Annotated in this window: 25 protein-coding genes, 1 tRNA gene, 1 riboswitch and 1 other annotated feature; of the genes, 6 read left to right on the top strand and 20 right to left on the bottom strand. The window is 63.3% G+C overall.

From position 1 onward, the window contains the following. Positions 1-188: 188 nt before the first annotated feature. The 9 genes from MOE34_RS00615 to MOE34_RS00575 form a co-directional block, all read right to left on the bottom strand. A protein-coding gene (locus MOE34_RS00615) for an IS3 family transposase (protein WP_129567183.1) occupies positions 189-1,420 on the bottom strand; the annotation gives its coding sequence in 2 pieces (ribosomal slippage) (positions 189-1,129 and positions 1,129-1,420; 1,233 coding nt in all). Continuing rightward, positions 1,020-1,136 (bottom strand) — a sequence feature (AL1L pseudoknot). (Overlaps the previous gene by 117 nt.) 12 nt (positions 1,421-1,432) lie before the next feature. After that, positions 1,433-2,329 (bottom strand): hypothetical protein, encoded by an 897-nt coding sequence (locus tag MOE34_RS00610; protein WP_242219856.1) that lies wholly within the window; start codon positions 2,327-2,329, stop codon positions 1,433-1,435. Positions 2,330-2,622: 293 nt separating this feature from the next. Further along, positions 2,623-2,889 carry a hypothetical protein gene (locus MOE34_RS00605; RefSeq protein ID WP_242219854.1) on the bottom strand — a complete coding sequence of 89 codons (267 nt, stop codon included), beginning with the start codon at positions 2,887-2,889 and terminating at the stop codon, positions 2,623-2,625. A 588-nt stretch (positions 2,890-3,477) separates the two neighbouring features. Next, on the bottom strand, positions 3,478-3,678 hold the full coding sequence (locus tag MOE34_RS00600) for a hypothetical protein (protein ID WP_242219853.1): 201 nt from the start codon (positions 3,676-3,678) through the stop codon (positions 3,478-3,480). 32 nt (positions 3,679-3,710) lie between these two features. Then, complete coding sequence (gene rpsU / locus MOE34_RS00595; protein WP_242219851.1) at positions 3,711-3,956, bottom strand: 30S ribosomal protein S21; 246 nt, start codon at positions 3,954-3,956, stop codon at positions 3,711-3,713. A 41-nt stretch (positions 3,957-3,997) separates the two neighbouring features. Next, the gene (locus MOE34_RS00590) at positions 3,998-4,285 is read right to left on the bottom strand and encodes a cold-shock protein (protein ID WP_242219849.1); all 288 of its coding nucleotides are present in this window, start codon (positions 4,283-4,285) and stop codon (positions 3,998-4,000) included. Between the two features lie 121 nt (positions 4,286-4,406). Then, a complete protein-coding gene (locus MOE34_RS00585; RefSeq protein ID WP_242219847.1) occupies positions 4,407-4,616 on the bottom strand; it encodes a cold-shock protein in 210 nt (69 codons plus the stop codon). A gap of 396 nt (positions 4,617-5,012) precedes the next feature. Continuing rightward, entirely contained in the window at positions 5,013-6,038 is a 1,026-nt protein-coding gene (locus MOE34_RS00580) for a LacI family DNA-binding transcriptional regulator (RefSeq protein WP_242219845.1), read from the bottom strand. A gap of 106 nt (positions 6,039-6,144) precedes the next feature. Then, entirely contained in the window at positions 6,145-7,251 is a 1,107-nt protein-coding gene (locus MOE34_RS00575) for a 2'-deoxycytidine 5'-triphosphate deaminase (protein WP_242219843.1), read from the bottom strand. A gap of 78 nt (positions 7,252-7,329) precedes the next feature. Further along, positions 7,330-7,408: riboswitch (SAM riboswitch) on the top strand. Positions 7,409-7,451: 43 nt separating this feature from the next. Between MOE34_RS00575 and MOE34_RS00570 the strand changes: the two genes are divergently transcribed. Together MOE34_RS00570 and apaG are read left to right on the top strand one after the other, a co-directional pair. Further along, positions 7,452-8,636, top strand: a complete 1,185-nt coding sequence (locus tag MOE34_RS00570) for an O-succinylhomoserine sulfhydrylase (protein ID WP_242219842.1) — start codon at positions 7,452-7,454, stop codon at positions 8,634-8,636. Between the two features lie 121 nt (positions 8,637-8,757). Then, a complete protein-coding gene (gene apaG / locus MOE34_RS00565; RefSeq protein ID WP_242219840.1) occupies positions 8,758-9,150 on the top strand; it encodes a Co2+/Mg2+ efflux protein ApaG in 393 nt (130 codons plus the stop codon). A 17-nt stretch (positions 9,151-9,167) separates the two neighbouring features. Here apaG and MOE34_RS00560 read toward each other — a convergent pair whose 3' ends face one another. From MOE34_RS00560 to MOE34_RS00550, 3 genes are all read right to left on the bottom strand, one after another. Continuing rightward, positions 9,168-10,160, bottom strand: coding sequence for an Hsp33 family molecular chaperone (locus MOE34_RS00560; protein WP_242224190.1), 993 nt, complete (start codon positions 10,158-10,160; stop codon positions 9,168-9,170). A 190-nt stretch (positions 10,161-10,350) separates the two neighbouring features. Next, positions 10,351-11,262 (bottom strand): ornithine carbamoyltransferase, encoded by a 912-nt coding sequence (gene argF / locus MOE34_RS00555; protein ID WP_242219838.1) that lies wholly within the window; start codon positions 11,260-11,262, stop codon positions 10,351-10,353. 25 nt (positions 11,263-11,287) lie between these two features. Then, positions 11,288-12,481, bottom strand: a complete 1,194-nt coding sequence (locus MOE34_RS00550; RefSeq protein WP_242219836.1) for an aspartate aminotransferase family protein — start codon at positions 12,479-12,481, stop codon at positions 11,288-11,290. A gap of 422 nt (positions 12,482-12,903) precedes the next feature. On the opposite strand from MOE34_RS00550, the gene MOE34_RS00545 reads away from it, so the two are divergent. Then, complete coding sequence (locus MOE34_RS00545) at positions 12,904-13,443, top strand: GcrA family cell cycle regulator (RefSeq protein ID WP_242219835.1); 540 nt, start codon at positions 12,904-12,906, stop codon at positions 13,441-13,443. 138 nt (positions 13,444-13,581) lie between these two features. On the opposite strand, the gene phoB is transcribed toward MOE34_RS00545, so the two are convergent. The 7 genes from phoB to phoR form a co-directional block, all read right to left on the bottom strand. Next, positions 13,582-14,265, bottom strand: a complete 684-nt coding sequence (phoB, locus tag MOE34_RS00540) for a phosphate regulon transcriptional regulator PhoB (protein ID WP_160788104.1) — start codon at positions 14,263-14,265, stop codon at positions 13,582-13,584. An 11-nt stretch (positions 14,266-14,276) separates the two neighbouring features. Further along, complete coding sequence (gene phoU / locus MOE34_RS00535) at positions 14,277-14,996, bottom strand: phosphate signaling complex protein PhoU (protein ID WP_242219832.1); 720 nt, start codon at positions 14,994-14,996, stop codon at positions 14,277-14,279. Positions 14,997-15,045: 49 nt separating this feature from the next. Continuing rightward, on the bottom strand, positions 15,046-15,861 hold the full coding sequence (gene pstB / locus MOE34_RS00530; protein ID WP_242219830.1) for a phosphate ABC transporter ATP-binding protein PstB: 816 nt from the start codon (positions 15,859-15,861) through the stop codon (positions 15,046-15,048). 13 nt (positions 15,862-15,874) lie between these two features. Next, positions 15,875-17,194, bottom strand: coding sequence for a phosphate ABC transporter permease PstA (gene pstA / locus MOE34_RS00525; protein ID WP_242219828.1), 1,320 nt, complete (start codon positions 17,192-17,194; stop codon positions 15,875-15,877). Further along, positions 17,191-18,675, bottom strand: coding sequence for a phosphate ABC transporter permease subunit PstC (pstC, locus tag MOE34_RS00520; RefSeq protein ID WP_242219826.1), 1,485 nt, complete (start codon positions 18,673-18,675; stop codon positions 17,191-17,193). Before pstC ends, pstA begins: the two co-directional genes overlap by 4 nt. 107 nt (positions 18,676-18,782) lie before the next feature. Then, positions 18,783-19,817, bottom strand: coding sequence for a substrate-binding domain-containing protein (locus MOE34_RS00515; protein WP_242219824.1), 1,035 nt, complete (start codon positions 19,815-19,817; stop codon positions 18,783-18,785). 190 nt (positions 19,818-20,007) lie between these two features. Further along, entirely contained in the window at positions 20,008-21,288 is a 1,281-nt protein-coding gene (gene phoR / locus MOE34_RS00510) for a phosphate regulon sensor histidine kinase PhoR (protein ID WP_431522454.1), read from the bottom strand. A 147-nt stretch (positions 21,289-21,435) separates the two neighbouring features. On the opposite strand from phoR, the gene ppk2 reads away from it, so the two are divergent. Next, positions 21,436-22,317, top strand: a complete 882-nt coding sequence (ppk2, locus tag MOE34_RS00505; protein WP_242219821.1) for a polyphosphate kinase 2 — start codon at positions 21,436-21,438, stop codon at positions 22,315-22,317. A 12-nt stretch (positions 22,318-22,329) separates the two neighbouring features. Here ppk2 and MOE34_RS00500 read toward each other — a convergent pair whose 3' ends face one another. Next, positions 22,330-23,472 carry a biotin transporter BioY gene (locus MOE34_RS00500; protein ID WP_242219819.1) on the bottom strand — a complete coding sequence of 381 codons (1,143 nt, stop codon included), beginning with the start codon at positions 23,470-23,472 and terminating at the stop codon, positions 22,330-22,332. Positions 23,473-23,799: 327 nt separating this feature from the next. Between MOE34_RS00500 and MOE34_RS00495 the strand changes: the two genes are divergently transcribed. After that, the gene (locus MOE34_RS00495; protein ID WP_242219818.1) at positions 23,800-24,759 is read left to right on the top strand and encodes an NAD(P)H-dependent flavin oxidoreductase; all 960 of its coding nucleotides are present in this window, start codon (positions 23,800-23,802) and stop codon (positions 24,757-24,759) included. Positions 24,760-24,887: 128 nt separating this feature from the next. Continuing rightward, a tRNA-Thr gene (locus MOE34_RS00490) sits at positions 24,888-24,963 on the top strand. The last annotated feature ends 4 nt before the right edge of the window (positions 24,964-24,967 follow it).

Below are 24,967 nucleotides of genomic sequence, written 5' to 3'. Positions count from 1 at the left end.
CCCAAAAGCTCTGCGACCGCCAAAACCTCCTTCGAGTCCTTATCGTACGGCCACAAATCTTCCTCCAGAGCTATCCAGACATCATTCTCATCATCGACACTGATCTCAGCCTGGAGAGCGCCAAGTCTCTCGCTGATATTAGCCGCATCTGAACCGCGCCGAGTTTACCGGAGACCGTTTGGTTTAAGTTATGCGGCCATGGCTGGCGCGTCCAGCATGGCATGGTATCGTTCTTCTGCCTCGGCTGGCGGTATGTTGCCGATGGGCTCCAGAAGGCGTCGGTTGTTGAACCAGTCCACCCATTCGAGTGTGGCGAACTCCACGGCTTCGAAGTTGCGCCATGGTCCCCGGCGATGGATGACCTCGGCTTTGTAAAGGCCGTTGATCGTTTCGGCGAGAGCGTTGTCATAGGAATCACCGACGCTCCCGACAGACGGCTCGATGCCCGCCTCCGCCAGCCGCTCAGAATAGCGAATCGACACGTATTGCGAGCCGCGGTCGGAATGATGAACCAGCCCGCCCCGTTTGACGGGCCGCCGATCATGAAGTGCCTGCTCCAGAGCATCGAGGACAAAGCCCGCATGGGCAGTCCGGCTTGCCCGCCAACCGACGATACGTCGGGCAAAGGCATCGATCACGAAGGCCACGTAAACGAAGCCCTGCCAGGTCGCGACATAGGTGAAATCGGATAACCACAGCATGTTCGGCGCGGGAGCCTTGAAGTGGCGATTGACGCGGTCGAGCGGACACGGGGCAGACTTGTCCGATACAGTGGTTTTGATCGGCTTGCCACGAATGATGCCTTGAAGACCCATCATTCTCATGAGCCTTGCGACGGTGCAGCGAGCGATATCGAAGCCTTCTCGCTGCAACTGTCGCCACACTTTCCGCACGCCATAGACCTGGAAGTTCTCGTTGAACACCCGGCGTATCTCGACTTTCATAGCCATATCGCGCCGGGCGCGGGCCGATAGGCGACCCACGTCCGTGCGCTTGGCGACGACTTCATAATAGGTGGACGGGGCAATCGGCAGCAGCCTGCAGATCGGCTCGACCCCGAGCACCGAGCGGTGTTCGTCGATGAAGGAAATCATCGCTTCATTGGGCGGTCGAGCTCCGCCATCGCAAAATACGCAGAGGCTTTGCGCAAAATCTCGTTGGCCTGACGAAGCTCGCGGTTCTCCCGCTCCAGAGCCTTCATCTTCTCGGCGACGTCACTCGGCAGGCCAGCTCGCTTGCCGCTGTCCACCTCAGCCTTCTTCACCCATTCATTGAGCGTATGCGCCGAGCAGCCGATCTTGGCAGCTATGGAAGACACGGCCGCCCACCGCGAAGGATGCTCTGCTTCATGCTCGACAACCATTCGAACGGCGCGGGCGCGCACTTCGGGAGAAAACTTGTTCGTCGTCTTGCTTGTCATAGACCCTACTTCTCACAAGTTGGGGTCTCCGGCAAACCCGGTGCGGTTCACATCATCAAGCAAAGCACTGCGCATAAGAAGGATGATTTTTTCCTCACTCAGATCGAGTTTGGGTCTGCCATCGACCCTCTGGAAATCGGGGCCATCTCTTTCTTCGCCGCCATCTGCCTTTACCAGAAGGAGTGACTTGCCTTCATCGTCGGTCCAGAATGCTGTGTCGAAGATATCAAGAGGCGATGTCCCGCAACCCGGGCAATGCCAAAGGTTTTGCGCGATCTGGGCGCCGGTAATCTTTCCATCGCAATGCAGGCAAAACCACAAGTTTGAATCGCCTCGTCCCAACGGGTGGCGAACTACGCCGTTCTGGTCAGGTTTTGTGGACCGCCGCGGCCAATCGGTAGAGATTTCTCCACGAACTTGAACAGCTCTATTTCTTGCCAGAGTAAGTGCTGCCTGCAAGAATTGCGGGTCATGCACAGGGCACTTCTCATCTCGGTCAGCAAATGTCTCGACCAGAGGGACTGCGCCGGGGTTCTCCGGTACCCTGATGCTCCATCCCTCGCCTGCCATGATAACGTCGTGAAGAACCACTTGAAGCCGGTAAGGATGATCGCAGATCATGCCATGTTCAGCCTGTTCCAAGTAGGCGAAGCGTCGCTTCATGACTTCGGAATTACCCTTCTGGAAGCTTGCCGTCGGAAGGGCACGCATGGCGAAAGCTTCAACATCCGTCATTTGTTGGGCGTTGACCCGCCAACCATTCTTGACGGCCGTGATGAGCTTGCTCCAATGAGGGAAATCGAGTTCCCCTGCAATCAAGTCAAGGGCGAGGTGTTGTGCAATCCTATTGGCCCGTGCGTATCGCTTGGCCAGGACTTTAAGGCTGTGAAGGTTATTTGTTTCGGTCATTGTCCATACCTTGGAATGATCCGACCATGTGCCCGCTAATGGCCAGACCCTGCCGTTTGGCACGGAATGACGCTTCAGAACTGTAACGCTGACATAGCTTTGCGTGGCGGGCACACCGGCCCGCGTGAGGGCCATGCTTTGTATGGCAAGCTGTATGACCGCAGTCAAGCCTCCCGTTATTTGCCACAGCAATTGAGAACTGGATCGCGGGACTACTCATCGAGGAACGTCGTACGCGGAATACTATGAAGTGAAGGAGTAACCGCCGTTTGGCTCTGCAACAGCACAACCTCTCAACGTGGTTTATTACGTCGCTCTTTCGCGAGACGCCGACGGCAATTATACCAGTAGGTCAAAGCCCCCTTCTCAGTCAGCGTAGCGCCTTCGATAAACGCCTTGACGATCACGTCCTGCTCCATCCCTTCCAGCTTTTCATAGATCGCCAGCGCGGTATCGATCTTGGACTTGCCCGCCTCGATCATTTTCCGGCCTTCAGCAATTGCTTGTGCAATGACCGTCTTGTCGGCGGGAACGGCTTCATTGTTTTTCGCCTTCGTCATATCGTCTCTCCTTGTTCGATGAGACGAAGATCCCCTCAGTTATCGACCCAGACAACGCCGCCCCTCAAGCCGACCCAAATCGAGCGTTAGGCGCCGTATCCTATGGAAGACCACCCTGGATTAAGGTGGCCGATTACTGGTACCGCTGCGGTGCGGCGCAGTTCGCGTAACAATAACTTCAATACAATGCGTAAATCACGACTTACAAAGAGGCTCATTCCCGTCAAAAACTGGCGCAACTTCTGGGATATTTACGAGCTAAACCTCCAAGGAAGACCACGCTTAGGAAGTCTGTTAAATCCCTGAATATATTTGTAAAAGTGTGATTTCAGTAAGATTTTTCAACCATAGCGGGTAGCCTTGGGAAGCTGACAGGCTACCATTACATCATACCCGCAGGGCAGCGCCGAGGCCGCATCCATTCAACAGTTCGCCGGGCGTGTCAAGCGAAGCTCACGGCCAGAAATGCCGTCATGCCCCCCATGCGGTTGAATTTCAATGACTGTTCGGTCAGATGCAGGCGAGGGCGGTGGGCCACAGCGCCATCGGTAAGGCCTGCCGCCTGCCAAAGTGCCCAGGAGCCGATTTTTATTTCCGCTTCAGTGCCGGCAAGGGCGCGGGATCGGCGGCCTCCCTGGCCATGCGCAGGGCACGAAGTTTTTCAGTCTTCTTCTCTCGCGCCGCCGCCTCCTGCTCGATGATCCCTCTTGCGATGGAGTTGGTCTGCGCGGATTTTGTGTCCGCGCTCACCTTCGTCGGTTTGAAGAACTGCTGTTTGGTTGCCGTCATCCGTCCACTCCTCTGTTCCCCAGCGTGCGCCGTCAGGCGTGACGAGCGCTCGCGGGTTTCTTCTTCGGAGCCGGCAGCAATCCCTCCCGCTGTGCCTGCTTGCGGGCGAGCTTGCGGGCACGCCTGACAGCCTCGGCCTTCTCGCGCGCCCTCTTCTCGGAAGGCTTCTCAAAGGCGCTGCGCGCCTTCATCTCGCGAAAGAGTCCTTCGCGCTGCATCTTCTTCTTCAGAACCCGAAGGGCCTGATCGACATTGTTGTCCCGTACGAGAACCTGCAAGACATGTCCTTTCCGAGCGGCCCGGCCGCTGCGTCACTCGATTACTTTCTGGTCCGAATGGTGGATGGCTTGAACCACGGTTCCTTGCCATCCGCCGATGGATGCGCTCCCGCCACGGAGCGCGGCGTCACCGCTTCCGCCGCCTCGATATCGCTCGCCAGGATGCGGCGCTCGCACGTCTCGTTGCCAAGCCGCACACGATACCGCACCTCTCCGTGATCGGACGGCAGAATTCCCGCGATCCGGCAAATTCCACTACCTTCCGTCCGGCGGAACAGATCGGGCTTGAGCCTGACAGTGTCGCCGACAGCGTAGATTACCCGGCTCATGGCCAGCCCTCCCGCATACCGCATGAAAACAAAAAGGTCGGGCATCGACCCGACCTCTTCCCGTCGTTCACCATCGACGCTGCCAGTACATCCGTGGTCAGCGAGGAGGAACGACAATTCCTTATGCGGCGCGCAGGTTGTCTGCGGAGTTCTTGCCGGACTTGCGGTCCTGCACGATGTCGAAGCTTACCTTCTGGCCCTCGGCAAGGGAACGCAGGCCGGCGCGTTCAACCGCCGAAATATGGACGAACACATCCGTCGCGCCGTCGTCGGGAGCGATGAAGCCGAAACCCTTGGTGCTGTTGAACCACTTTACAGTGCCTGAATTCATAACGATTTCCTTTCAATCGTTGGTGTGGCTGCCAGGTTGGCAGCCCATATAAATCGACGATGAGAGGAGATCCGACCGGGCCACAAGGGCGAAGACAAAGGTCACAAGCAAAGTTCGATGACTTCAAGATAGTGATACTTACGTATTTTTCAAGAAAAATAACCACCACCGTCGCGCGAACCAGTATGGAAATCCGTATTTTCCCTAGTGGAAACAGCAGCCTGGCGAGAAAAACCATTAGATATTAATTTCAGAAGACGGATAAATTTCTGATGAAATTTACAGAGGCGCCACGAGGCATCGGCATTCCGCCGTCGATTACTGCTCGTCCGGCAGCAGCCGGAACCTAAAGAAGCTTCCTGGCGCCAGGGGCATATTATCAAACCGAGAATACGATCACGCGAGACGATCATCCGAGCGCTCGATCAATCTTGGCATGATGAGCGCCTGCAGCGCCTCCGGCGGCTCGCCTTCCATGCGGCGCAGGATGTATTGGCCGAGCAGCTCGCTCGGCTCGTGGATCGGCAGGTAATAGGTGGTGATCGGCGGGGCGAAGTACTGGCTGACGTTGAGGTCGTCGGTCGCGTTGATCACGGCGTCGCGGCCGTGCACGAGGCCGCGCGCGTGGAAACCGGAGAAGGCGCCGAGGGCGGAGGCTTCGTTGGCGCAGATATAGGCGGTCGGCGGGTTCGGCAGGGTAGACATGGCAAGCACATTCTCGCGGCCGAAGGCGGGGGTCAGGTGACCGTGGGCGACGAGAGCGGGATCGAAGGTAAGTCCGGCAACATCGAGGGCGCGGCGATAGGCTTCCAGGCGGACGATGGCGTAGCTGAGTTCGGCCATCGGATTGACGAGCGCGATGCGGCGGTGGCCGCGCCCGGCAAGGCGGGCGACCGAGTGGCGGATCATCTGCTCGTTATCGGCATCGACGAAGGCGTGCGGGGCGTTGTGAAGCGTGATGCCATAGGTGACGAAGGGAAAATCCGCCTCCTGCATGATGCGCACGCGCGGATCGTCCGCCCGCGTGCCGGAGACGATGATGCCATCGGCCGTCTTCAGGGAAACGATCTGACGGATGGTGGCCAGACTCTCCTCGAAATTGCGCACGGCATAGAGCGAGACGCGGTAAGGACTGTCCTCCAGCGCCCAGGAAATGCCGCTGAGAAGCTGGGCGTACTCGACGCCCTCCCACTCGTTCTGCTTGGGGCCGGGCGCGGTCATGATGGCGGCGACCTGATAGGTCTTGCCGGTGCGAAGCTGCACGCCATGCATGTTGAGCTGGTAGCCGATGCGCTCGGCGGCGGCGACGACGATGGCGCGCGTTTCCGGCCGCACCTGCGGGCTTGCGTTCAGCGCCTTCGATACGGTGGCGATCGAGAGGCCCGTTTCCTGCGCGATGGTCTTGATCGTCGGTCTTGGCATCGCGTCTTGCTTGTCCGTCTTTCCCGCGCGATCCCGCGCGAAGGCCATCAAACGTCTATCACACGATAAAAACGTTTAACTTTATTGTAAAGAGCGAAATCCAACGTCAGCTTGCACGGAAGTGCTTGGAGAGCTTGAGGCCCTGCGCCTGATAGTTGGAGCCGAGGCCGGAGCCGTAGAGGCCTTCGGGCGCATCCAGCATATGTTCGTAGATCAGGCGGCCGACGATCTGGCCATGATCGAGGATGAAGGGGACCTCGTGACTGCGCACTTCCAGCACCGCGCGGCTGCCGGAGCCGCCGGCGGGAGCGTGGCCGAAGCCGGGATCGAAGAAGCCGGCATAGTGGACACGGAATTCGCCGACGAGCGGATCGAAGGGCGTCATCTCGGCCGCATAGAGCGGGGGGACGTGCACAGCCTCGCGCGAGACGAGGATGTAGAACTCGTCCGGGTCGAGGATCAGTTCGTTGCGGCCGCGGCTGAACAGCGGCTCCCAGAAATCGAAGATATCGTGCTGGTTCTTCTGATCCACGTCGACGACGGAGGTGTGGTGCTTGCCGCGATAGCCGATAAGGCCGTCCGGACCGGTGCCCTTGAGATCGATGGAGAGCGCGATGCCGCCGCCGGAAACGTTGGGCGTCTCGCTGGCGACGAGCATGTCGGTCTCGTGAAGCGCCAGCAACTCGCCGTCGCCGAGCAGGGCATTGCCCTTGCGGAAACGGATCTGCGACAGGCGCGAGCCGCGGCGCACGACGATAGGGAAGGTGCGCGGCGAGATTTCGAGATAGAGCGGGCCGCAATAGCCGGCGGGGATCTTGTCGAATTCCTGCGCGCGGTCGGTGATGACGCGGGTGAAGATGTCGAGGCGGCCGGTCGAGCTTTTCGGGTTGGCCGAGGCGGCGAGGTCGGCCGGCAGGTCGAGGCTTTCCATCAGCGGCACGATGTAGACGCAGCCGGTTTCCAGCACCGCGCCCTCGGAAAGGTCGATGACGTGCAATTGCAGCCGGTCGAGCTTGTCGGCGACGAGATGGGCGGGGCCGGGCAGGAAGCTGGCGCGCACGCGAAACGCCTTCGCGCCGAGGCGCAGGTCGAGGCTGGCGGGCTGGACCTGGTCCGCGTCGAGCGCGGCCTCGCTTCTCAGCCGCCCGCTTTCGAACAAGCCGCGAATGGCGCTGTCCGCCAGAATGCCCGTGCTGCGCGCCGCAGAAGCCATGACAATACCGCCCTATCAGAGGGCTGGCACAAAACCAAATGCCGGCAATTGACGCAAGCGCAGGCACGCAGTATTAGCAGATTATCCCGTGGTGATTTGGCCGGCCGGCTTGCAGCCACGTAAAACAAGTAGCTAAAAAGGCCGGGTGACAAACCGGCCTGCTTGCGCGGCCGGTTTTTTTGTTTGAAGGCGACGATCACATGAGCAAGTCCTGGCGCCCGGCCACCCAACTCGTTCACGGCGGGACCACCCGCTCCCAGCACGGCGAAACCGCCGAGGCGATCTTCCTGACGCAAGGCTTCGTCTACGACACGTCGGCGGCGGCCGAAGCCCGCTTCAAGGGCGAGACGGACGGCTTCATCTACGCCCGCTATGCCAGCCCCACCAACGACATGTTCGAAAAGCGCATGTGCCTGCTGGAAGGCGCGGAAGACGCCCGCGCCACCGCGTCGGGCATGGCCGCCGTTTCCGCCGCGATCCTTTGCCAGCTCAAGGCGGGCGACCATATCGTGGCCGCCCGCGCGCTCTTCGGTTCCTGCCGCTGGGTGGTCGAGACGCTGGCGCCGAAATACGGCATCGAATGCACGCTGGTCGACGGCCGCGACCTTGCCAACTGGGAAAAGGCGATCCAGAAGAACACCAAACTGTTCTTCCTCGAAAGCCCGACCAATCCGACGCTGGAAGTCATCGACATCGCGGGCGTGGCGAAGCTCGCCAACCAGATCGGCGCGAAAGTCGTGGTCGACAACGTCTTTGCGACCCCCCTCTTCCAGAAGCCGCTGGAGCTTGGCGCACATATCGTCGTCTACTCGGCCACCAAGCATATCGACGGCCAGGGCCGCTGCCTTGGCGGCGTCGTGCTCTCCGACAGGGAGTGGATCGCCGAGCACCTGCAGGACTATTTCCGCCACACCGGCCCGGCCATGTCGCCATTCAACGCCTGGACGCTGCTGAAGGGCATCGAGACGCTGCCGCTGCGCGTCAAGCAGCAGACGGAGAATGCGAGCCGCGTCGCCGACTTCCTCGCCGACCAGAAACAGGTCGCCCGCGTGATCTATCCGGGCCGTAAGGACCATCCGCAGGCCGATATCATCGCCAAGCAGATGTCGGGCGGCTCGACGCTCGTCTGCTTCGAACTGAAGGGCGGCAAGGACGCGGCCTTCGCGCTGCAGGACGCGCTCGACGTCGTGAAGATCTCCAACAATCTCGGCGACGCCAAGAGCCTCATCACGCATCCCGCGACGACGACGCACAAAAACCTGACGGACGAGGCCCGCGCAGAACTCGGCATCTCGGCCGGCACCGTGCGCTTCTCCGCCGGCATCGAGGACAGCGAGGACCTGCTGGAGGATTTCGCCCGGGCGCTTGCCAAGGTCGGGGCTTAAGCCGCTCCATCCAGGGAAATGCGGAAGGCACCGGCCGAAGCGGCCGGTGCCTTCTTTGCATGTTCTTGACGCAGCCACATTCCTGTAGAATAGCTGAATTAGCAAAGCCCAAGGCATTCCCATGTATCGTGCGCTGACCCGCGACATCGAAGTGACCGTAGAGCCATATTATCTGGCCGATCAGTCCGATCCTGACGACAGCCGCTATGTCTGGGGATACCGCGTCGTCATTTCCAACCATTCCGAAGTCGCCGTGCGCCTGATGACGCGCTACTGGCACATTACCGACCAGAACGGACAGGTGGACGAGGTCAACGGGCCGGGCGTCATCGGCGAGCAGCCGGTGCTACGGCCGGGCGATACCTACGAATATTCCTCCGGCTGCCCTCTGGAAACGCCGTCGGGCATCATGTTCGGACGGTATCGCATGGAAGCGGAAACGGGCGAGGCCTTCGACGTCGCCATCCCGGCGTTCTCGCTGGATACGCCGGGACAGGTGCGCACGCTCAATTGAGGGGCTAGCCCCGCACCTTACTGCGGCAGGACCTCCGCCGCCTCGAAGCGGTAGGTCGTCGAGCAGAACTCGCAGGTCACCGCGATCTCGCCCTTGTCATCCGCGGTATGGGCGATCTCCTCGGCGCTGAGGCCGGCCAGAACGCCCTTCAGCTTCTCGCGCGAGCAGGAGCAGCGGTCGAAGACCTGCTGCGGCTGGTAGACGCGCACGCCCCGCTCGTGGAAGAGGCGGTAAAGCAGCCGCTCGGTGCCGACATTTGGATCCGTCAGCTCGTCCGCGTCGATGGTCTCGACCATGGTCTTGGCTTCCGCCCAGTTGTCATCGTCGTCGATCTTGTGGCCGGCCTCGTCACCGTCGCCGCCGGGAAGATCGGCCTGACGCATGCGCTCAGGCGACTGCGGCAGGAACTGCGCAACCATGCCGCCCGCGCGCCAGCGATGGCGGGCCTTGCCGGTCTCGTCGCGGTCGTAGAGTTCGGCGACGCCAAGGCGCACCTTGGTCGGGATCTGCTCCGACTGGCGGAAATAGACGCCGGCGATCTCCTCCAGCGTGTGACCGTCGAGCGGGACGATGCCCTGGTAACGCTGCGTATGCGCACCCTGATCGATGGTGAATGCGAGGATGCCCTTGCCGAGAAGCTCGTGCGGCTCGGTGGCGCCTACCGCGACGGCGGCATCCAGCGCCTGCTGGTCGAAGCGGGCATAGGCGCGCACGTTCTCCGGAGCGGCGAAATCGGCGACGAGCAGGTCGACGGGACCGTCGCCCTTGGTCTGGACGATCAGCTTGCCCTCGAACTTCAGCGAGGTGCCGAGCAGCACGGTGAGCGTGATCGCTTCGGCAAGCAGCCGGGCGACGGGCGCGGGATAATCGTGCCGGCCGAGAATGCCGTCGAGCATCGGGCCGAGCTGCACGGCCCTGCCGCGCACATCGAGGCCTTCCACCTGGAACGGTAGGACATGGTCGTCGCCGGCAAAGCCGGGTTCACCGAGTTTCAGGGCGTTTTCAGCCATCATGTTCGCTCCTTGCACGCCGCCGCGCCGCGGGCCTTGCGCCCCGCCACGTCCGACAGCGTCTATCGTGATTTCGCGCTCCTGCCGCCCGATCATTCCATACCGGGCGGGCAAGCGCCAGAGACGACGCCTTCCGGCGTCGGGTGTCGGCCCCTAGATCGTGCCTGCGCCCGCATATTTCAAGGCCGCGTCAGACGACGCCGAAGCACCAGGCAAGGATCGACTTCTGCGCGTGCAGACGGTTCTCCGCCTCGTCGAAGACCACCGACTGCGGGCCGTCGATCACCTCGTCGGTCACCTCCTCGCCACGATGGGCGGGCAGGCAGTGCATGAAGAGCGCATCCTTGTCGGCGCGTGCCATGAGCTCCCTGTTGACCTGGTAGGGCTGGAAGATGTTGTGGCCGCGGGCGCGATGCTCCTGGTTCATTGAGACCCAGCAGTCGGTGACGATGAGATCGGAACCGTCGGCGATCGCCTCCGGATCGTGACCGAGCAGAATGTCGCCGCCGTTGTCGCGCGCCCAGTTGAGGATCTTGTCGTCCGGTTCGGAGCCCATCGGCACCGCCATCCTCATCGTGTAGCCGAAGCGGGCCGAACCCTCGACGAAGGAGTGCAGGACGTTGTTGCCGTCGCCCATCCAGGAGAAGGTCTTGCCCTTCGTAGAGCCGCGATGCTCCTCGAAGGTCATGATGTCGGCCATGATCTGGCAGGGATGGGTAAGGTCCGTCAGGGCGTTGATGACCGGCACGGTGGCGTGCTCGGCAAGCTCCAGCAGACGCGAATGGTCGGTCGTGCGGATCATGATGGCGTCGACATAGCGCGACAGGACCTTGGCCGTATCGCCGATGGTCTCGGCGCGGCCGAGCTGCATTTCCGTGCCCGACAGGAACAACGTCTCGCCGCCGAGCTGGCGCATGCCGACGTCGAAGGAGACGCGGGTGCGCGTGGAGGGCTTCTCGAAGATCATCGCCAGCATCTTGCCGGCGAGCGGCTTCGTCTCCGTGCCGGCCTTGTTGGCGGCCTTGCGGCTGTGCGCGTCGTCCATGATGACGCGGAGATCGCTTTCCGAAACGGCGGAAAGATCGAGAAAATGCTTGGCCATGATGTGTCCTGTCTGTCCCAGTCCCTTAAGCGGCCTTGACGGCCGCCGTCAGCTTTTCCGCCGCCCGCTCGATGCGGGCCAGCCCCTCGCGCGCCTCCTCCGCCGTGACGGTCAGCGGCGGCAGCAGGCGCAGCACGTTGTCGCCGGCGGGCACGCCGAGCAGCTTTTCCGCGCGCACGGCGGCCAGCAGTTCGGCGACCGGAATCTTCGCCTTGATGCCGAGCATCAGCCCCTCGCCGCGCACATCCTCGATAACGTCCGGGAAACGGTCCTTCAGCGCCGCAAGCCCCTGGCGGAAGACGAGCGCGACGTCGCGCACATGCTCGAGGAACCCGTCCTCAAGAACGACGTCGAGCACCGCATTGCCGACCGCCATGGCGAGCGGATTGCCGCCATAGGTGGAGCCGTGCGTGCCAGCGACCATGCCGGAGGCGGCTTCATTCGTGGCCAGGCAGGCGCCGAGCGGGAAGCCGCCGCCGATACCCTTGGCGACCGCCATGATATCGGGCGCGACGCCCGACCATTCATGGGCGAAGAGGCGGCCCGTGCGGCCGACACCCGACTGAACCTCGTCGAGAATGAGCAGCAGGCCGTATTCGTCGCAGAGCTGGCGCAGCTCCTGCATGAATTCCTTCGGCACCGGGCGGATGCCGCCCTCGCCCTGCACCGGCTCGATCAGGATGCCTGCCGTCTCCTCGGTGATCGCATCCTTGACGGCGGCGATATCGCCGAAGGGGAGCTTGAGGAAGCCCGGGGCCTTGGGGCCAAAGCCCTCAATGTACTTTTCCTGCCCGCCGGCCGCGATGGTGGCGATGGTGCGGCCGTGGAAGGCGCCCTCGAAGGTGATGATATGATACTTGCCGGGATGCCCCTTGGCGAAGTGATAGCGCCGCGCCGTCTTGATGGCGCATTCCAGCGCCTCGGCGCCCGAATTGGTGAAGAACACCTTGTCGGCGAAGGTCGCATCCGTCAGCCGGCGGCCGAGGCTTTCCTGGCCCGGGATTTCATAGAGGTTCGACAGGTGCCAGACCTTGTCGGCCTGGTCCTTCAGCGCGGCGACGAGATGCGGATGGGCGTGCCCCAGCGAATTGACGGCGACGCCGGCGGCGAAATCGAGATAGCGCTCACCATCCTCGGCGACGAGCCATACGCCCTCCCCTCGCGTGAACCGGAGAGGCGCACGCATATAGGTTTCATAGAGCGGCGCGGCATCGGCCATGGCGCGTATCCTCCGAAAAGAGATGCGGAAAAACAGGTCTCGTGCTTGACTTTTCCGGTGCCGGAAAAATCAAAAGCCGCCTTTCGGCGGCATGCGGCACTATCAGCATTTCACGCCGGCCTGTCAACAAAATCGCGGGGTCAAATGTCGCTGAACCTGCCGCAAGGTGAGGATTCATGACACATTCGGAAGGCATCGCCATCCAACCGCATCCGACCAGCAAGTTGGGGAAAACTCCAAAATCGATTCGCACCGATTCCCGCGACTCTTGTCACGGAGTCCCCCGGTCTCTAGGTTAAAGACCAATTACTAGACTGCATGCGGCGGAACTAGTCACCACAAGAGTCAAGGCGTTCAGGCCCCGGATCGATCCGGGGCGCGACGAGGGATTCCCGCATCGAACGCCGAGCGGAGACAAGCACATGAACTGGACAGACGAGCGGGTCGAGAAACTCAAGAAGCTCTGGAGCGAGGGCCTGAGCGCCAGCCAGATCGCTGCGCAGCTCGGCGGCGTCAGCCGCAACGCGGTCATCGGCAAGGTGCACCGCCTGAACCTTCCGGGCCGCGCCAAGGCTGGCGGAACGCAGACCGCCTCGCGCCCCAAGCGTCCGGCCGTGGCCGCCGCCCCGCGCCCGTCGAATTTCGCAGCCCGTCCGGCGACCGTCCGTCCGGTCGCCCGCCCGGCCGGCAATACGCTTCCCAAGGAAGAACTCGACGTCGATTTCGACATCCAGAGCGAACAGCTCCCGGTTCCGGCCAACGGCAACAACGTCGTCGTGCCGATGTCGCGCAAGCTGGAACTGACGCAGCTTACCGAGCGCACCTGCAAGTGGCCGATCGGCGATCCGCTGAACGACGACTTCCACTTCTGCGGCAACGAGTCCCCGGACAACTCGCCCTATTGCACCTACCACCAGCGCCTCGCCTACCAGCCGTCGGCCGAGCGTCGCCGGATGCGCTGATCGGCGTTGAATTCGAAATGAGATGCGGGTCCTTCGGGACCCGTTTTCGTTTGAGGGTCTGCCCCTCATCCGCCTAATCCCATAACGCAAACAGGCCCCGCAGAGCCCATTTCCGTCCTTGGGAGGAATTTCGTCCGGTCAGGATTCCAGCGAATAGCCGGCACCGCGGACCGTGCGGATGACGTCCTGCATGTTGGCGAAATTGAGCGCCTTGCGCAGGCGGCCGACATGCACGTCGACGGTGCGTTCGTCGACATAGATGTCATGGCCCCAGACGCCGTCGAGAAGCTGCGAGCGGGAGAAGACGCGGCCCGGCGAGGTCATCAGGAACTCCAGCAGGCGGAATTCCGTCGGGCCGAGGCGCACTTCGCGCGTGCGGCGGTGGACGCGGTGCGTCTCGCGGTCCAGCTCGATGTCACCGCAGCGCAGGAGCGTCGAGACGACTTCGGGCTTGGCGCGGCGCAACATGGCGCGCACGCGGGCGACCAGCTCCGGCGTGGAGAAGGGCTTGACCACATAATCGTCCGCGCCGGTCGCAAGGCCGCGCACACGCTCGCTCTCCTCACCGCGCGCCGTCAGCATGATGATCGGCAGGCGCTCGGTTTCCGGCCGCTGGCGCAGGCGCCGGCAGAGTTCGATGCCGGAGACGCCGGGCAGCATCCAGTCAAGGATGAGAAGGTCCGGCATGCGCTCCTGAAGGCGCATCTCGGCCTCGTCGCCGGAGAGGATCGTGTCCACCTCGAAGCCTTCGGCCTCCAGATTGTAGCGCAGGAGGACGCTCAGCGCCTCCTCGTCTTCCACGACGGCAATTCTGGGCACCATGGATCGAACCCTTACTCGGTGACGTCGGCGGCGACGACGGAGGTCGAGGTGTCGTCCTTCGGACGCTCGCCTTCCGGCTGCGAGCCGGTCGCCATGTAGTAGATAGTTTCCGCGATGTTGGTCGCGTGGTCGCCGATGCGCTCGATGTTCTTGGCGCAGAACAGCAGGTGCGTGCAGGGCGTGATGTTGCGCGGGTCCTCCATCATGTAGGTGAGGAGTTCGCGGAACAGCGAGGTGTAAATCGCGTCGATCTCGTCGTCGCGCTCGCGGATCGCCTTGGCCTTGTCGATGGAGCGGGTGGCGTAGACGTCGAGCACTTCCTTGAGCTGGATCAGCGCTAGCTCGGCAAGGTGCTCCAGGCCGCGGGCGAGCTTGCGGGGCATGCCCGAGCTCTGCACGGCGATGACGCGCTTGGCGGTGTTCTTGCCGAGGTCGCCGACGCGCTCCAGCTCCGCCGCGATGCGGATCGCGCCCATGATCTCGCGCAAGTCCGCCGCCATCGGCTGGCGCTTGGCGATGGTGACGATGGCCTTCTCGTTGATCTGGCGCTCGGCATTGTCGAGGATGATGTCTTCCGAGATCACCTTCTGCGCCAGCGCCGCATCGGTGGAAACGAGGGCGCGGACGGAATCGGCCACCATCTGCTCGGCGGTGCCGCCCATTTCGGAGATGCGGCGGGAAAGGTACTTCAGTTCTTCGTCATAGATCGAGACGATATGGGTAGATGACATGGCTTTATCCTTGATGCGCTCGGGGGTCGGGACTTCGGCGACGGTCGCGTCAGCCGAAGCGGCCCATGATGTAGTCCTGCGTGCGCTGGTCGTCCGGGTTGGTGAACATCTTGTCGGTGTCGTTCTCCTCGACGAGGTTGCCGAGGTGGAACATGGCCGTGCGCTGCGAGACGCGGGCCGCCTGCTGCATGGAGTGCGTCACGATGACGATGGTGAAGTTGGCGCGCAACTCGTGGATCAGCTCCTCGACCTTGGCGGTCGCGATCGGGTCGAGCGCCGAGCAGGGTTCATCCATGAGGATGACTTCCGGGCTGACGGCGACGGCGCGGGCGATACACAGGCGCTGCTGCTGGCCACCGGAAAGGCCGGTGCCACCTTCATGCAGGCGATCCTTCACCTCGTTCCAGAGGCCCGCCTTCTGAAGGCTCTGCTCGACGATGGCGTCCATGTCGGCCTTCGCTTTTGCAAGACCATGGATGCGCGGGCCGTAGGCGACATTTTCGTAGATCGACTTCGGGAACGGGTTCGGCTTCTGGAAGACCATGCCGACACGGGCGCGCAATTCCACGACGTCGATGTTCGGATCGTAGATATCGTCGCTGTCGAGCGTGATGCGGCCGGTGACGCGGCAGCCGTCGATGGTGTCGTTCATGCGGTTCAGCGTGCGCAGGAACGTGGACTTGCCGCAGCCCGAGGGACCGATGAGGGCGGTCACGGTGTTTTCGCGGACGTTGAGATTGACGTCGTAGAGCGCGCGCTTCTCGCCGTAGTAGACCGAAACGTCCTTGCCGATCATCTTGTAGGAAATGTCATTCATTTTTCTGTCCAGCGCTTTCTCGACGGCTGCTTCTGACATGATGTTCATAGGATCGGTCCTTCTACCAGCGCCGTTCGAAACGGCGGCGCAACAGGATGGCGCCAACATTCATGAGGATGAGGAAGATGAGGAGCACGATGATGGCTCCCGAGGTGCGCTCCACGAAGGCGCGCTCGGCCTCGTTCGCCCACATGTAGATCTGTACCGGAAGCGCCGTCGCCGGGTCCATCGGCGTTGCCGGAACGTCGGCGACGAAAGCGACCATGCCGATGAGGAGGAGCGGTGCTGTTTCGCCAAGCGCATGGGCAAGGCCGATGATCGTACCGGTGAGGATGCCGGGCATCGCCAGCGGCAGGACGTGGTGGAACACGGTCTGCATCTTCGACGCGCCGAGGCCGAGGGCCGCCGAGCGGATCGACGGCGGCACGGCCTTCAGCGCCGCGCGGGTCGCGATGATGATGGTCGGCAGCGTCATGAGCGTCAGCACCAGGCCGCCGACGAGGGCCGCCGAGCGCGGGAAGCCGGCGAAATTGATGAAGACGGCGAGACCGAGCAGACCGTAGACGATGGACGGCACGGCGGCGAGATTGTTGATGTTCACCTCGATAAGGTCCGTGAAGCGGTTCTTCGGGGCGAACTCTTCCAGATAGATCGAGGCGGCGACGCCGATGGGCAGCGACAGCACGAGCACGATCAGCATCATGTAGAGCGAGCCGATGAGCGCGACACCGACGCCGGCGGCTTCCGGGCGACTCGATGCGCCATTGGTGAAGAGGCCGGTATTGAAGTGCTTGGAGAGCGCGCCGCTTTCGGCAAGCGTGTTCATCCAGCCGACCTGCCTGTCGGAGACCTTGCGGTTGGTTTCCGGCACGGTGAGATCGATCTGGCCCTTGAAGGCCGAGTCGAGATCGCCGTGGGCGAGGAAGGTCACGGTCTGCGTCGTGCCGATGATTGCGGGATCGGCGGTGACGAGATTGCGGAACTGAACGCGGACGCTGTCCGAGATCATGCCGTTGACCGCCTTGAGGCCGGCGCGATCCTTTTCATCGACGCCGAGAACCCTGGCGAGCGCATTGCGGGCGACGACCGGATAATTGGCCGAGACCAGTTTCTGCGGGTTCGTGGCGCGCTCGTTGTTCTTGTCGATGACCTGTTCGGAAAACTCGACCGGGATCGTGATCATCGTCTGCTGGAAGGCAGTGTAGCCCTTGGAGACCACCGAGAACAGCAGCAGGAACAGGAAGAGAAGGCCGAAGCCGATGGCGGCCATGCCGTAGAGGCGGAAGCGGCGTTCGGCGGCGTAGCGTCGGCCAAGGCCGATATCGCGGCGCTCGGGACGGGCAGCGATGCCGAGGGCGGGGCTAGTGGAGACCTGGCTCATTCGTACTGCTCCCGGTATTTGCGCACGATGTAGAGGGCGTAGATGTTGAGGCAAAGCGTGATGACGAAGAGCGTGATGCCGAGCGCGAAGGCCACGAGCGTCTGAGGCGAGGTGAATTCGAGGTCGCCGGTGAGCTGGTTGACGATCTTGACGGTCACGGTGGTCATCGGCTCGAAGGGGTTGAGCTGCATGCGGGCGGCGACGCCCGCGGCAAGCACCACGATCATCGTTTCACCGATGGCGCGCGAGGCGGTCATCAGCAGCGCGCCGACGATGCCCGGCAGGGCGGCTGGCAGGATGACGCGTTTGATCGTTTCCGAGCGGGTGGCGCCGAGGCCGAGCGAACCGTCACGCAGGGCGCGCGGCACGGCGGTGATGATATCGTCCGACAGCGAGGAGACGTAGGGGATCAGCATGATCCCCATGACGAAACCGGCCGTCAGCACGCTCTGCGCCTGGATGAAGTTCGAATAGTTACCGGTGACGAGGCCGTTCAGTTGAGCGGAAATATCGCGCAGGAACGGGCCGACCGTGATGAGGGCGAAGAAGCCGTAGACGATGGTCGGGATGCCCGCGAGCACTTCGAGCAGGGGTTTTGCGACCGAACGCAAGGTGCGCGAGGCATATTCCGACATGTAGATAGCGGCGAAGAGGCCGACCGGCACGGCGACCAGCATGGCGACGAAGCCGATATAGAGCGTGCCGGCAAGCAGCGGGATCAGGCCGAACTGGCCGGAAGAGTCCGTCGCGCCGGCGGCGGCGAAGCGCGGGTCCCAGGTCGTGCCGAAGAAGAATTCCCAGGCCGGGACCATGTTGAAGAAGTGGATGGCCTCCGTCGCCATGGAGGCGACGATGCCCACCGTCGTCAGGATGGCGATGGAGGACGCCCCGATGAGGCCGGCCAGCATCACGCCCTCGACGCGATTGCGGGCACGGAACTTCGGCGCGATGGCGCGCCAGGAGAGGAAGGCGCCGGCAAGCGCGACGGCCACGACGAGGACCGTCAGGATGGTGCCGCTCGTCGCCGTCATGCGGTCGAGGTCTTCGGCGGCCTTCAGCATGTAGGGCGCGGGATCGGCGGCCAGCGGCACGCCCTTGGCGCCGAGAATGCCGCGAGCGGCGGAAGCGTCACGGGACAGGGTCTCCCGTTCCTCCGGCGACAGGGCCGGAAGGCCGCGCGAGATCGCGCCGATCATGTTGTAGCTGAGGTTCTGCTCGGCCTGCGAGGTCGCCTTCACCTCTTCGGGGAAGCCGGCGCGAACGGCGGAGCCGATATAGGCCGGGCTTGCAACGGCCCAGACCAGCAGCAGCAGGGCGGCGGGAAGGATGGACCAGACCGCGACGAAGGCGCCGTAATAGCCCGGACGGGAATGCAGGCTGGATAGCCTGCCGCCGGCAAGCGCGTTCGCGCGCCAGCTTCCGAGCAGGTAGCCCACGACGCCGATCCCGGCGACGATGAGCAGAAGAAGGGAAATACTCATTTAGGAAATTCTCCCGGCGAGATCGTCCGCGGTGTCATTCTGTACGACGGGGGCGAAGCCGCCCGAAAGGGAGGGGCCGGCGCGGTTTTTGCGCCGGCCCCAGCCGATTACATGATCTTGCCGTCCACGAAGGCCTGGCGGATTTCCTCGCGCTCGGCATCGGGAGCGGCGACGAGGCCGTATTCTGCGAGCGGGGAGTCCGGGCCGATCATGTCGTCACCCGTGAAGAACTCGACATATTCCTTCAGGCCCGGGATGACGCCGAGATGCGCCTTCTTGACGTAGAAGAACAGCGGGCGGGAAACCGGATATTCACCGGAAGCGATCGTCTCGGTCGAGGGAACGACGCCGCTGACGGTGGCGACCTTCAGCTTGTCGGCGTTGTTTTCATAGAAGGACAGGCCGAACACGCCGATGCCGGACTTGTTGGCGGCGATGCGGGACAGCGTTTCCGTGTAGTCGCCGTCGATATCGACGGCGAGGCCGTCCTTGCGAACGGCGACGCACTTGGCATGCTGTTCCTTCTCATCGGCGACGGCAGCCTTGATGACGTCGAGAGCACCGGCATCCTTGCAGCCCTTGGCGAGGATCTTCTCCTCGAAGACTTCGCGCGTGCCGTGCTTTTCACCCGGGATATAGGCGGCGATCTCGGTGTCCGGCAGGTCCTTGTTGATTTCCGACCACTTCTTGTACGGGTTCGCGACGAGCTTGCCATCGACGACGACCTCGGCGGCAAGCGCCTGGTAGAGGTCCTTCGGCTCCAGCTTCAGGTCGGCATTGCCGGTGTCGGTGGCGAAGACGATGCCGTCATAGCCGATCTTGACTTCCTGGATCTCGGTGACGCCGGCTGCCTTGCAGGCCTCGATCTCGCTGTCCTTGATCGGGCGCGAGGAATTGGCGATGTCGATGGTGTTGGGGCCGACGCCCTTGCAGAATTCCTTCAGGCCGCCCGAGGAGCCGCCGGATTCGACGATCGGGGTCTTGAAGTCGGGGAAGGTCTCGCCGAACGTCTCGGCAACGATCTTGGCATAGGGAAGAACGGTGGACGAGCCGGCGATCTGGACCTGGTCGCGCGCAACGGCAACGCCTGCGAATGCGGCGGAGGCAACGAGCGCCGCGACGGTGAGCTTAAGAGATTTCATCTGGGTTCTCCCGAAGAGGACGTGTGTTGGAAAGCGCTGCTTTCGCGCTCTCTGCCGTTGACCGGCGGCCCTTCTCTAAACCCCGATCGCCATCCCTTTTATGTCGGTTTGACGAAACATTTGTGACAGGGCAAATGCATGAAATACCTCGCTTATTTCAAGCGAAACGACAAAGCTCCCGGCTTTTGTGTCAGAATTTGACGGTAAAGACCGTCCCCTTGCCCAGCTCGGACCTCACCACGAGGCGCGCCTTGTGACGGGTGAGGATGTGCTTGACGATGGCAAGGCCGAGGCCCGTGCCCTTCTTGGAGCGGCTCGCTTCCACATTGACCCGGTAGAAACGCTCGGTGATGCGCGGCACGTGCTCGGGCGGGATGCCAGGACCATAGTCGGTGACGGACAGCTCCACCGGCGCCTCGCCGCCGCCCGTCAGCACCACATCCACCCGCCTGCCCTCCTGCCCGTATTTGCAGGCGTTCTCGATCAGGTTCTCGCAGACCTCGACCAACTCGTCGCGGTCGCCGGGCACGGTGACGGGATGCTGCGGCAGGTCGAGGACGATTTCGACGCCGAGATCGCCCGCAAGCGGCTGGAGGCTGTCGCGCACATGGCCGAGCAGCGGCACGAGGTCGACGCTCTGGTCGGGGGCGAGGTTGGAGCGCAGTTCCAGGCGGGAGAGCGAGAGCAGGTCGTCCACGAGGCGGCTCATGCGCGTCGCCTGCTCGTGCATGATGCCGAGAAAGCGCTCATGGGCCTTGGGATCGTTGCGCGCCGGCCCCTGGAGGGTCTCGATGAAGCCGCGCAGGGAGGCGAGCGGCGTGCGCAGCTCATGGCTGGCGTTTGCGATGAAGTCGGAGCGCATGCGGTCTATGCGATGGGCCTGCGAGACGTCGCGGAAGGTCAGCAGCCAGAGCGGCTCGGCGGTGGGACCGGCGAGCGGAGCGATACGCACTATATAGACCGTCTCCGAGGGAAGTCGCTCGGCGTGCTCGGTCTCGCGCGGCTGGCCGGAGCCGATGGCCTCGCGCACCATGTCGAGGATGCCGGGCGCGCGGATGCGGCCGGCAAGGTCGCTGCCCTGGGGGATCGGGCCGAAGACGGCTTCCGCCGCACGGTTCTGGAGCTTGACCGTCTGGCGCGCCGAAAGCAGCAGCGCGGGCGCATCGAGCGCGCCGAGCACGGCGGCGATGGCCGTCAGGTCATCGGCTGGCGGAGCGGGTTCGGCGACGGGCGCGGCCGGGACGGCCATGGTACGGGCGGAACCCGCCGTTCGCCGTTCCACGCGCATCAGGCCGGCGATGACCAGAAGCAGGACGGCGAAGGACACCCAGCCGAGATGGAGGCCGGCAAGCCACATCATGAAGCCGACGAAGACGGCAGCCGCGATGAGAACCCGTTCGCCCCACAGTTGCGCCGCCAGCCAGCCGAAGCCCGTGCGCTGATCCGCCACCGCCACCCATTCCCTTGCCAGCATCCTACCCTCCGCGACCTCCATCGATTCGGGATGGATAGCGCGGTTTCGTGACATGTTTTTCACGGCCCGCTTGAATTCGCAATCCGGTTATGACCACCTTCGCCGGAGCGGCGCACGCCGCAGCTCGTTTTCAAGGAGTGGACGATGGCGGAAAAGGCCGAAAGCCGGGCGGTGGAACTGGATATCCGCGGCAAGAAGCGGGTGTTCGATGTCGACGACCCCGTCCTGCCCGACTGGATCGAGGAGAAGGCCTTCGATTCCGGCGACTACCCCTATGGCAAGAAGCTCGGCAACGACGAATACGAAAAGACCCTGACGCAGTTGCAGATCGAGCTGGTGAAGGTGCAGTTCTGGCAGCAGAAGACCGGAAAGCGCATCATGGCCGTCTTCGAAGGCCGCGACGCCGCCGGCAAGGGCGGCGCGATCCACGCCACCATGGCCTACATGAACCCGCGCTCCGCGCGTATCGTCGCGCTGACCAAGCCGACCGAGACCGAGCGCGGCCAATGGTATTTCCAGCGCTATGTCGCAACCTTCCCGACGGCCGGCGAGTTCGTGCTGTTCGACCGCTCCTGGTACAACCGCGCGGGCGTGGAACCCGTCATGGGCTTCTGCACCCCGGAAGAATACGAGAAATTCCTGAAGGAGGCGCCGCGCTTCGAGAAGATGATCGCCTCGGAGGACATCCACTTCTTCAAGTTCTGGCTCGATATCGGCCGCGAGATGCAGCTCAAGCGCTTCCACGACCGCCGGCACGATCCGCTCAAGGTCTGGAAGCTTTCGCCGATGGACATCGCGGCGCTCAACAAATGGGGCGACTATTCCGACAAGCGCGACCGCATGCTCAAGGAGACCCACACGGACAACGCGCCCTGGACGGTGATCCGCGCCAACGACAAGCGCCGCGCACGCATCAACCTCATCCGCCATATCCTCACGACGCTCGACTACGAGGGCAAGGACAAGCAGGCCATCGGCACGGTCGACGACAAGATCGTCGGCTCGGGGCCGGGCTTCCTCAAATAGCGAGCAAGCGGCTTATTCTCCCGGCAGGACACGGACGGCGAAAAGGTTCACGCCGCCGTTTCCACCGGTGATATCGCTGTTGAGCAGCAGGTGGCCGGCCGCGCTCGGCGAAAGCGAGCGGTCGAACTCCACCTGGAACAGGATATCGGTGCGCTCAGAGACGGTGAAGCGGTGACGTCCGCAGCCGCCCATGGTGGAGAAGTCGCATTCCACGGCGACCTGCACCGGCTTGTCGCCCGCCGACTGCACCGTGAGCGCGATGGTCGAGGTCTTGCCACCCATGTCACCAAGGATGTCCGGCGCGACCTCGATGCGCACCGCGCCGTCGCGATCCGGATCGGTGGAGGTCAGGCGCACGGCGGGACCGTCGCTTGTGCTGATGGATTCGAAACGGCCCGCCGCGCCGGCGGAAAGCTTGTCCGTCTCGTTCGGCGAAAAGACTTCGCGCCAATCGGCGGAAAAGCGGCTCTGGGTGTCCAGCGCCTTCTTCAGCGGATCCTCGCCTGAAAAATCCTCGCCGGAAACGCGGGCGGGCGGCGTCGAATCGTCGGCATTCTGCAATTCCTGCAGCAGCCCGCTGGTCTGCACCCACCAGGCGAGCGCGCCGAACGCAGCGACCAGGGTCGCGACGACGAGAAGGAAGGAGACCAGGCGGCCACGGCGCTTGCGGGCCTTGGCGACGCGCTCGGGACGGAAATCGGCAGCCTTGCCGGCGGCGCCCGGCGTTTCCGCCGCCGATACCGTCGCAGCGCCGGCAGCAAAGCCATCCTCCCGCTCGGGACGGATGGCGCCGATATCCCCGGCCGCGGCAGGCCGGTCGGCCTCCATGCGCGGCTCGGCATCGAGCGTCGGCTCGGGGCGCACGTCACGCCCGGCGCGCTGCACCGGCTCCGGCCGCATATCCACGGCCGGCTCCACGCGAACCGCGCGCTCGGCGGCGGCAAGCTGTGCCCGCTCCTCGGCCTCGATCTGGTGAATGGCGGCTTCCAGCCGGTGGCGCTGCGCGGTGATCGTCGCGCGGTCGTGGATTTCCTGCTTGCGCAGGCCCGCCTCCAGCGCGTTGCGCGCCGACTGGTAGATACGCGCGCGAACTTCGGCATTGGCGCGTTCCGAGCGCGCCAGCGCGTTCCTGATTGCCGTTTCCAGTCCGCTCACATCCGACCCTTCTGCGGGAGCCGCCCAACGCCGCGGCCAAGATACATCTGTGGAAAGAGCCTTACTTTCCGGCTTTTGTTAGTTTTTGCGTAACGTTTGACGGGAATTTGCGCAAGCCTTCCGGCCGAAAGTGGCCGCGCTTGACCGGGGATAAGCGGTTCGCCGGGAAGCGCGTGGCCCGCCGCCGCGCGGAACGCATGGCCGGGAGCCGCCGAAGCGATACCGCCCCGCCATCTGCATTCCCTGCCCTTCAACCCCTTTTCAGACGGAAATCACGCTGCTATGGTTTTGACGTTTCCGTAAACGTCAAAAGACTGGACTTCCGTCATGGCCCTGCCCGCGATCCTCAAGGACAAGCTGCGTCTGCCCGTCGTCGGCGCGCCGCTCTTCATCGTCTCCCATCCCGCGCTGACCCTCGCACAATGCAAGGCCGGCGTCATCGGGGCCTTTCCGGCGCTGAACGCGCGCCCGGAATCCCAGCTCGACGAATGGCTGGCGGAGATCACCGAGGGCCTTGCGGCGCACGACGCCCAGCACCCCGACCGCCCGGCCGCCCCCTTCGCCGTCAACCAGATCGTCCACCGCTCCAACAAGCGGCTGGAGCACGACCTGATGATGTGCGTGAAATACAAGGTGCCGGTCGTCATCTCCTCGCTCGGCGCCGTGCCGGAGGTCAATGCCGCGATCCACTCCTACGGCGGCATCGTTCTGCACGACGTCATCAACAACCGCCATGCCAACTCGGCGATCCGCAAGGGCGCGGACGGGCTGATCGCGGTCGCCGCCGGTGCGGGCGGCCATGCCGGCACGCTCTCGCCCTTCGCGCTGGTCCAGGAGATCCGCGAATGGTTCGACGGCCCGCTCCTGCTCTCCGGCGCCATCGCCACAGGCGGGGCGATCCTCGCCGCCCAGGCGATGGGCGCGGACATGGCCTATATCGGCTCGCCTTTCATCGCGACCAGCGAGGCGCGGGCGAGCGAAGCCTACAAACAGATGATCGTCGACAGCGCCGCCGCCGATATCGTCTATTCCAACTATTTCACGGGCATCCACGGCAACTACCTGAAGCCTTCCATCTCCGCCGCCGGCATGGACCCCGAGCACCTGCCGGAAGCCGACCCGACGAAGATGGATTTCGAACAGGCCGCGACCGGCGCCAAGGCCTGGAAGGATATCTGGGGCTGCGGCCAGGGCATCGGCGCGGTGAAGTCCATCGGCCCGGTGGCCGACCTCGTCGCCCGCCTGGAGCGCGAATACATCGCCGCCAAGGCCCGCATCGCCGCCTGAACCGGCCCAATTCGCTGCACCGTGCGGGAAAAATGCGGAAGTTTGAACTCCCCGCTTGAAATCTCTGTCCATTACGGTTATCAGCGCACCCATTCCGGCCCCGACACGCTTCGGGGCCGCCTAAAAGGGCCGCTTTAGCTCAGTCGGTAGAGCACATCATTCGTAATGATGGGGTCAGGTGTTCGAGTCACCTAAGCGGCACCACTTC

The sequence above is a fragment of the Shinella zoogloeoides genome (assembly GCF_022682305.1).
Taxonomy (GTDB): domain Bacteria; phylum Pseudomonadota; class Alphaproteobacteria; order Rhizobiales; family Rhizobiaceae; genus Shinella; species Shinella zoogloeoides_B.
Note: the sequence above shows the minus strand (reverse complement) of the source record. Positions and strands in the feature narration are given on the sequence as shown.

What these genes read in the sequence shown, in the direction of transcription:
- MOE34_RS00580 (WP_242219845.1), bottom strand. Translation starts at nt 6,038, where the DNA reads ATGCCAAGACCGACGATCAAGACCATCGCGCAGGAAACGGGCCTCTCG.
- ppk2 (WP_242219821.1), top strand. Translation starts at nt 21,436, where the DNA reads ATGGCGGAAAAGGCCGAAAGCCGGGCGGTGGAACTGGATATCCGCGGC.
- argF (WP_242219838.1), bottom strand. Translation starts at nt 11,262, where the DNA reads ATGGCCAAGCATTTTCTCGATCTTTCCGCCGTTTCGGAAAGCGATCTC.
- MOE34_RS00590 (WP_242219849.1), bottom strand. Translation starts at nt 4,285, where the DNA reads ATGAGCCGGGTAATCTACGCTGTCGGCGACACTGTCAGGCTCAAGCCC.
- MOE34_RS00515 (WP_242219824.1), bottom strand. Translation starts at nt 19,817, where the DNA reads ATGAAATCTCTTAAGCTCACCGTCGCGGCGCTCGTTGCCTCCGCCGCA.
- pstC (WP_242219826.1), bottom strand. Translation starts at nt 18,675, where the DNA reads ATGAGTATTTCCCTTCTTCTGCTCATCGTCGCCGGGATCGGCGTCGTG.
- apaG (WP_242219840.1), top strand. Translation starts at nt 8,758, where the DNA reads ATGTATCGTGCGCTGACCCGCGACATCGAAGTGACCGTAGAGCCATAT.
- MOE34_RS00605 (WP_242219854.1), bottom strand. Translation starts at nt 2,889, where the DNA reads ATGACGAAGGCGAAAAACAATGAAGCCGTTCCCGCCGACAAGACGGTC.
- MOE34_RS00570 (WP_242219842.1), top strand. Translation starts at nt 7,452, where the DNA reads ATGAGCAAGTCCTGGCGCCCGGCCACCCAACTCGTTCACGGCGGGACC.
- phoU (WP_242219832.1), bottom strand. Translation starts at nt 14,996, where the DNA reads ATGTCATCTACCCATATCGTCTCGATCTATGACGAAGAACTGAAGTAC.
- MOE34_RS00550 (WP_242219836.1), bottom strand. Translation starts at nt 12,481, where the DNA reads ATGGCCGATGCCGCGCCGCTCTATGAAACCTATATGCGTGCGCCTCTC.
- MOE34_RS00585 (WP_242219847.1), bottom strand. Translation starts at nt 4,616, where the DNA reads ATGAATTCAGGCACTGTAAAGTGGTTCAACAGCACCAAGGGTTTCGGC.
- MOE34_RS00495 (WP_242219818.1), top strand. Translation starts at nt 23,800, where the DNA reads ATGGCCCTGCCCGCGATCCTCAAGGACAAGCTGCGTCTGCCCGTCGTC.
- pstB (WP_242219830.1), bottom strand. Translation starts at nt 15,861, where the DNA reads ATGAACATCATGTCAGAAGCAGCCGTCGAGAAAGCGCTGGACAGAAAA.
- MOE34_RS00545 (WP_242219835.1), top strand. Translation starts at nt 12,904, where the DNA reads ATGAACTGGACAGACGAGCGGGTCGAGAAACTCAAGAAGCTCTGGAGC.
- phoB (WP_160788104.1), bottom strand. Translation starts at nt 14,265, where the DNA reads ATGGTGCCCAGAATTGCCGTCGTGGAAGACGAGGAGGCGCTGAGCGTC.
- pstA (WP_242219828.1), bottom strand. Translation starts at nt 17,194, where the DNA reads ATGAGCCAGGTCTCCACTAGCCCCGCCCTCGGCATCGCTGCCCGTCCC.
- MOE34_RS00600 (WP_242219853.1), bottom strand. Translation starts at nt 3,678, where the DNA reads ATGACGGCAACCAAACAGCAGTTCTTCAAACCGACGAAGGTGAGCGCG.
- MOE34_RS00610 (WP_242219856.1), bottom strand. Translation starts at nt 2,329, where the DNA reads ATGACCGAAACAAATAACCTTCACAGCCTTAAAGTCCTGGCCAAGCGA.
- MOE34_RS00575 (WP_242219843.1), bottom strand. Translation starts at nt 7,251, where the DNA reads ATGGCTTCTGCGGCGCGCAGCACGGGCATTCTGGCGGACAGCGCCATT.
- MOE34_RS00560 (WP_242224190.1), bottom strand. Translation starts at nt 10,160, where the DNA reads ATGGCTGAAAACGCCCTGAAACTCGGTGAACCCGGCTTTGCCGGCGAC.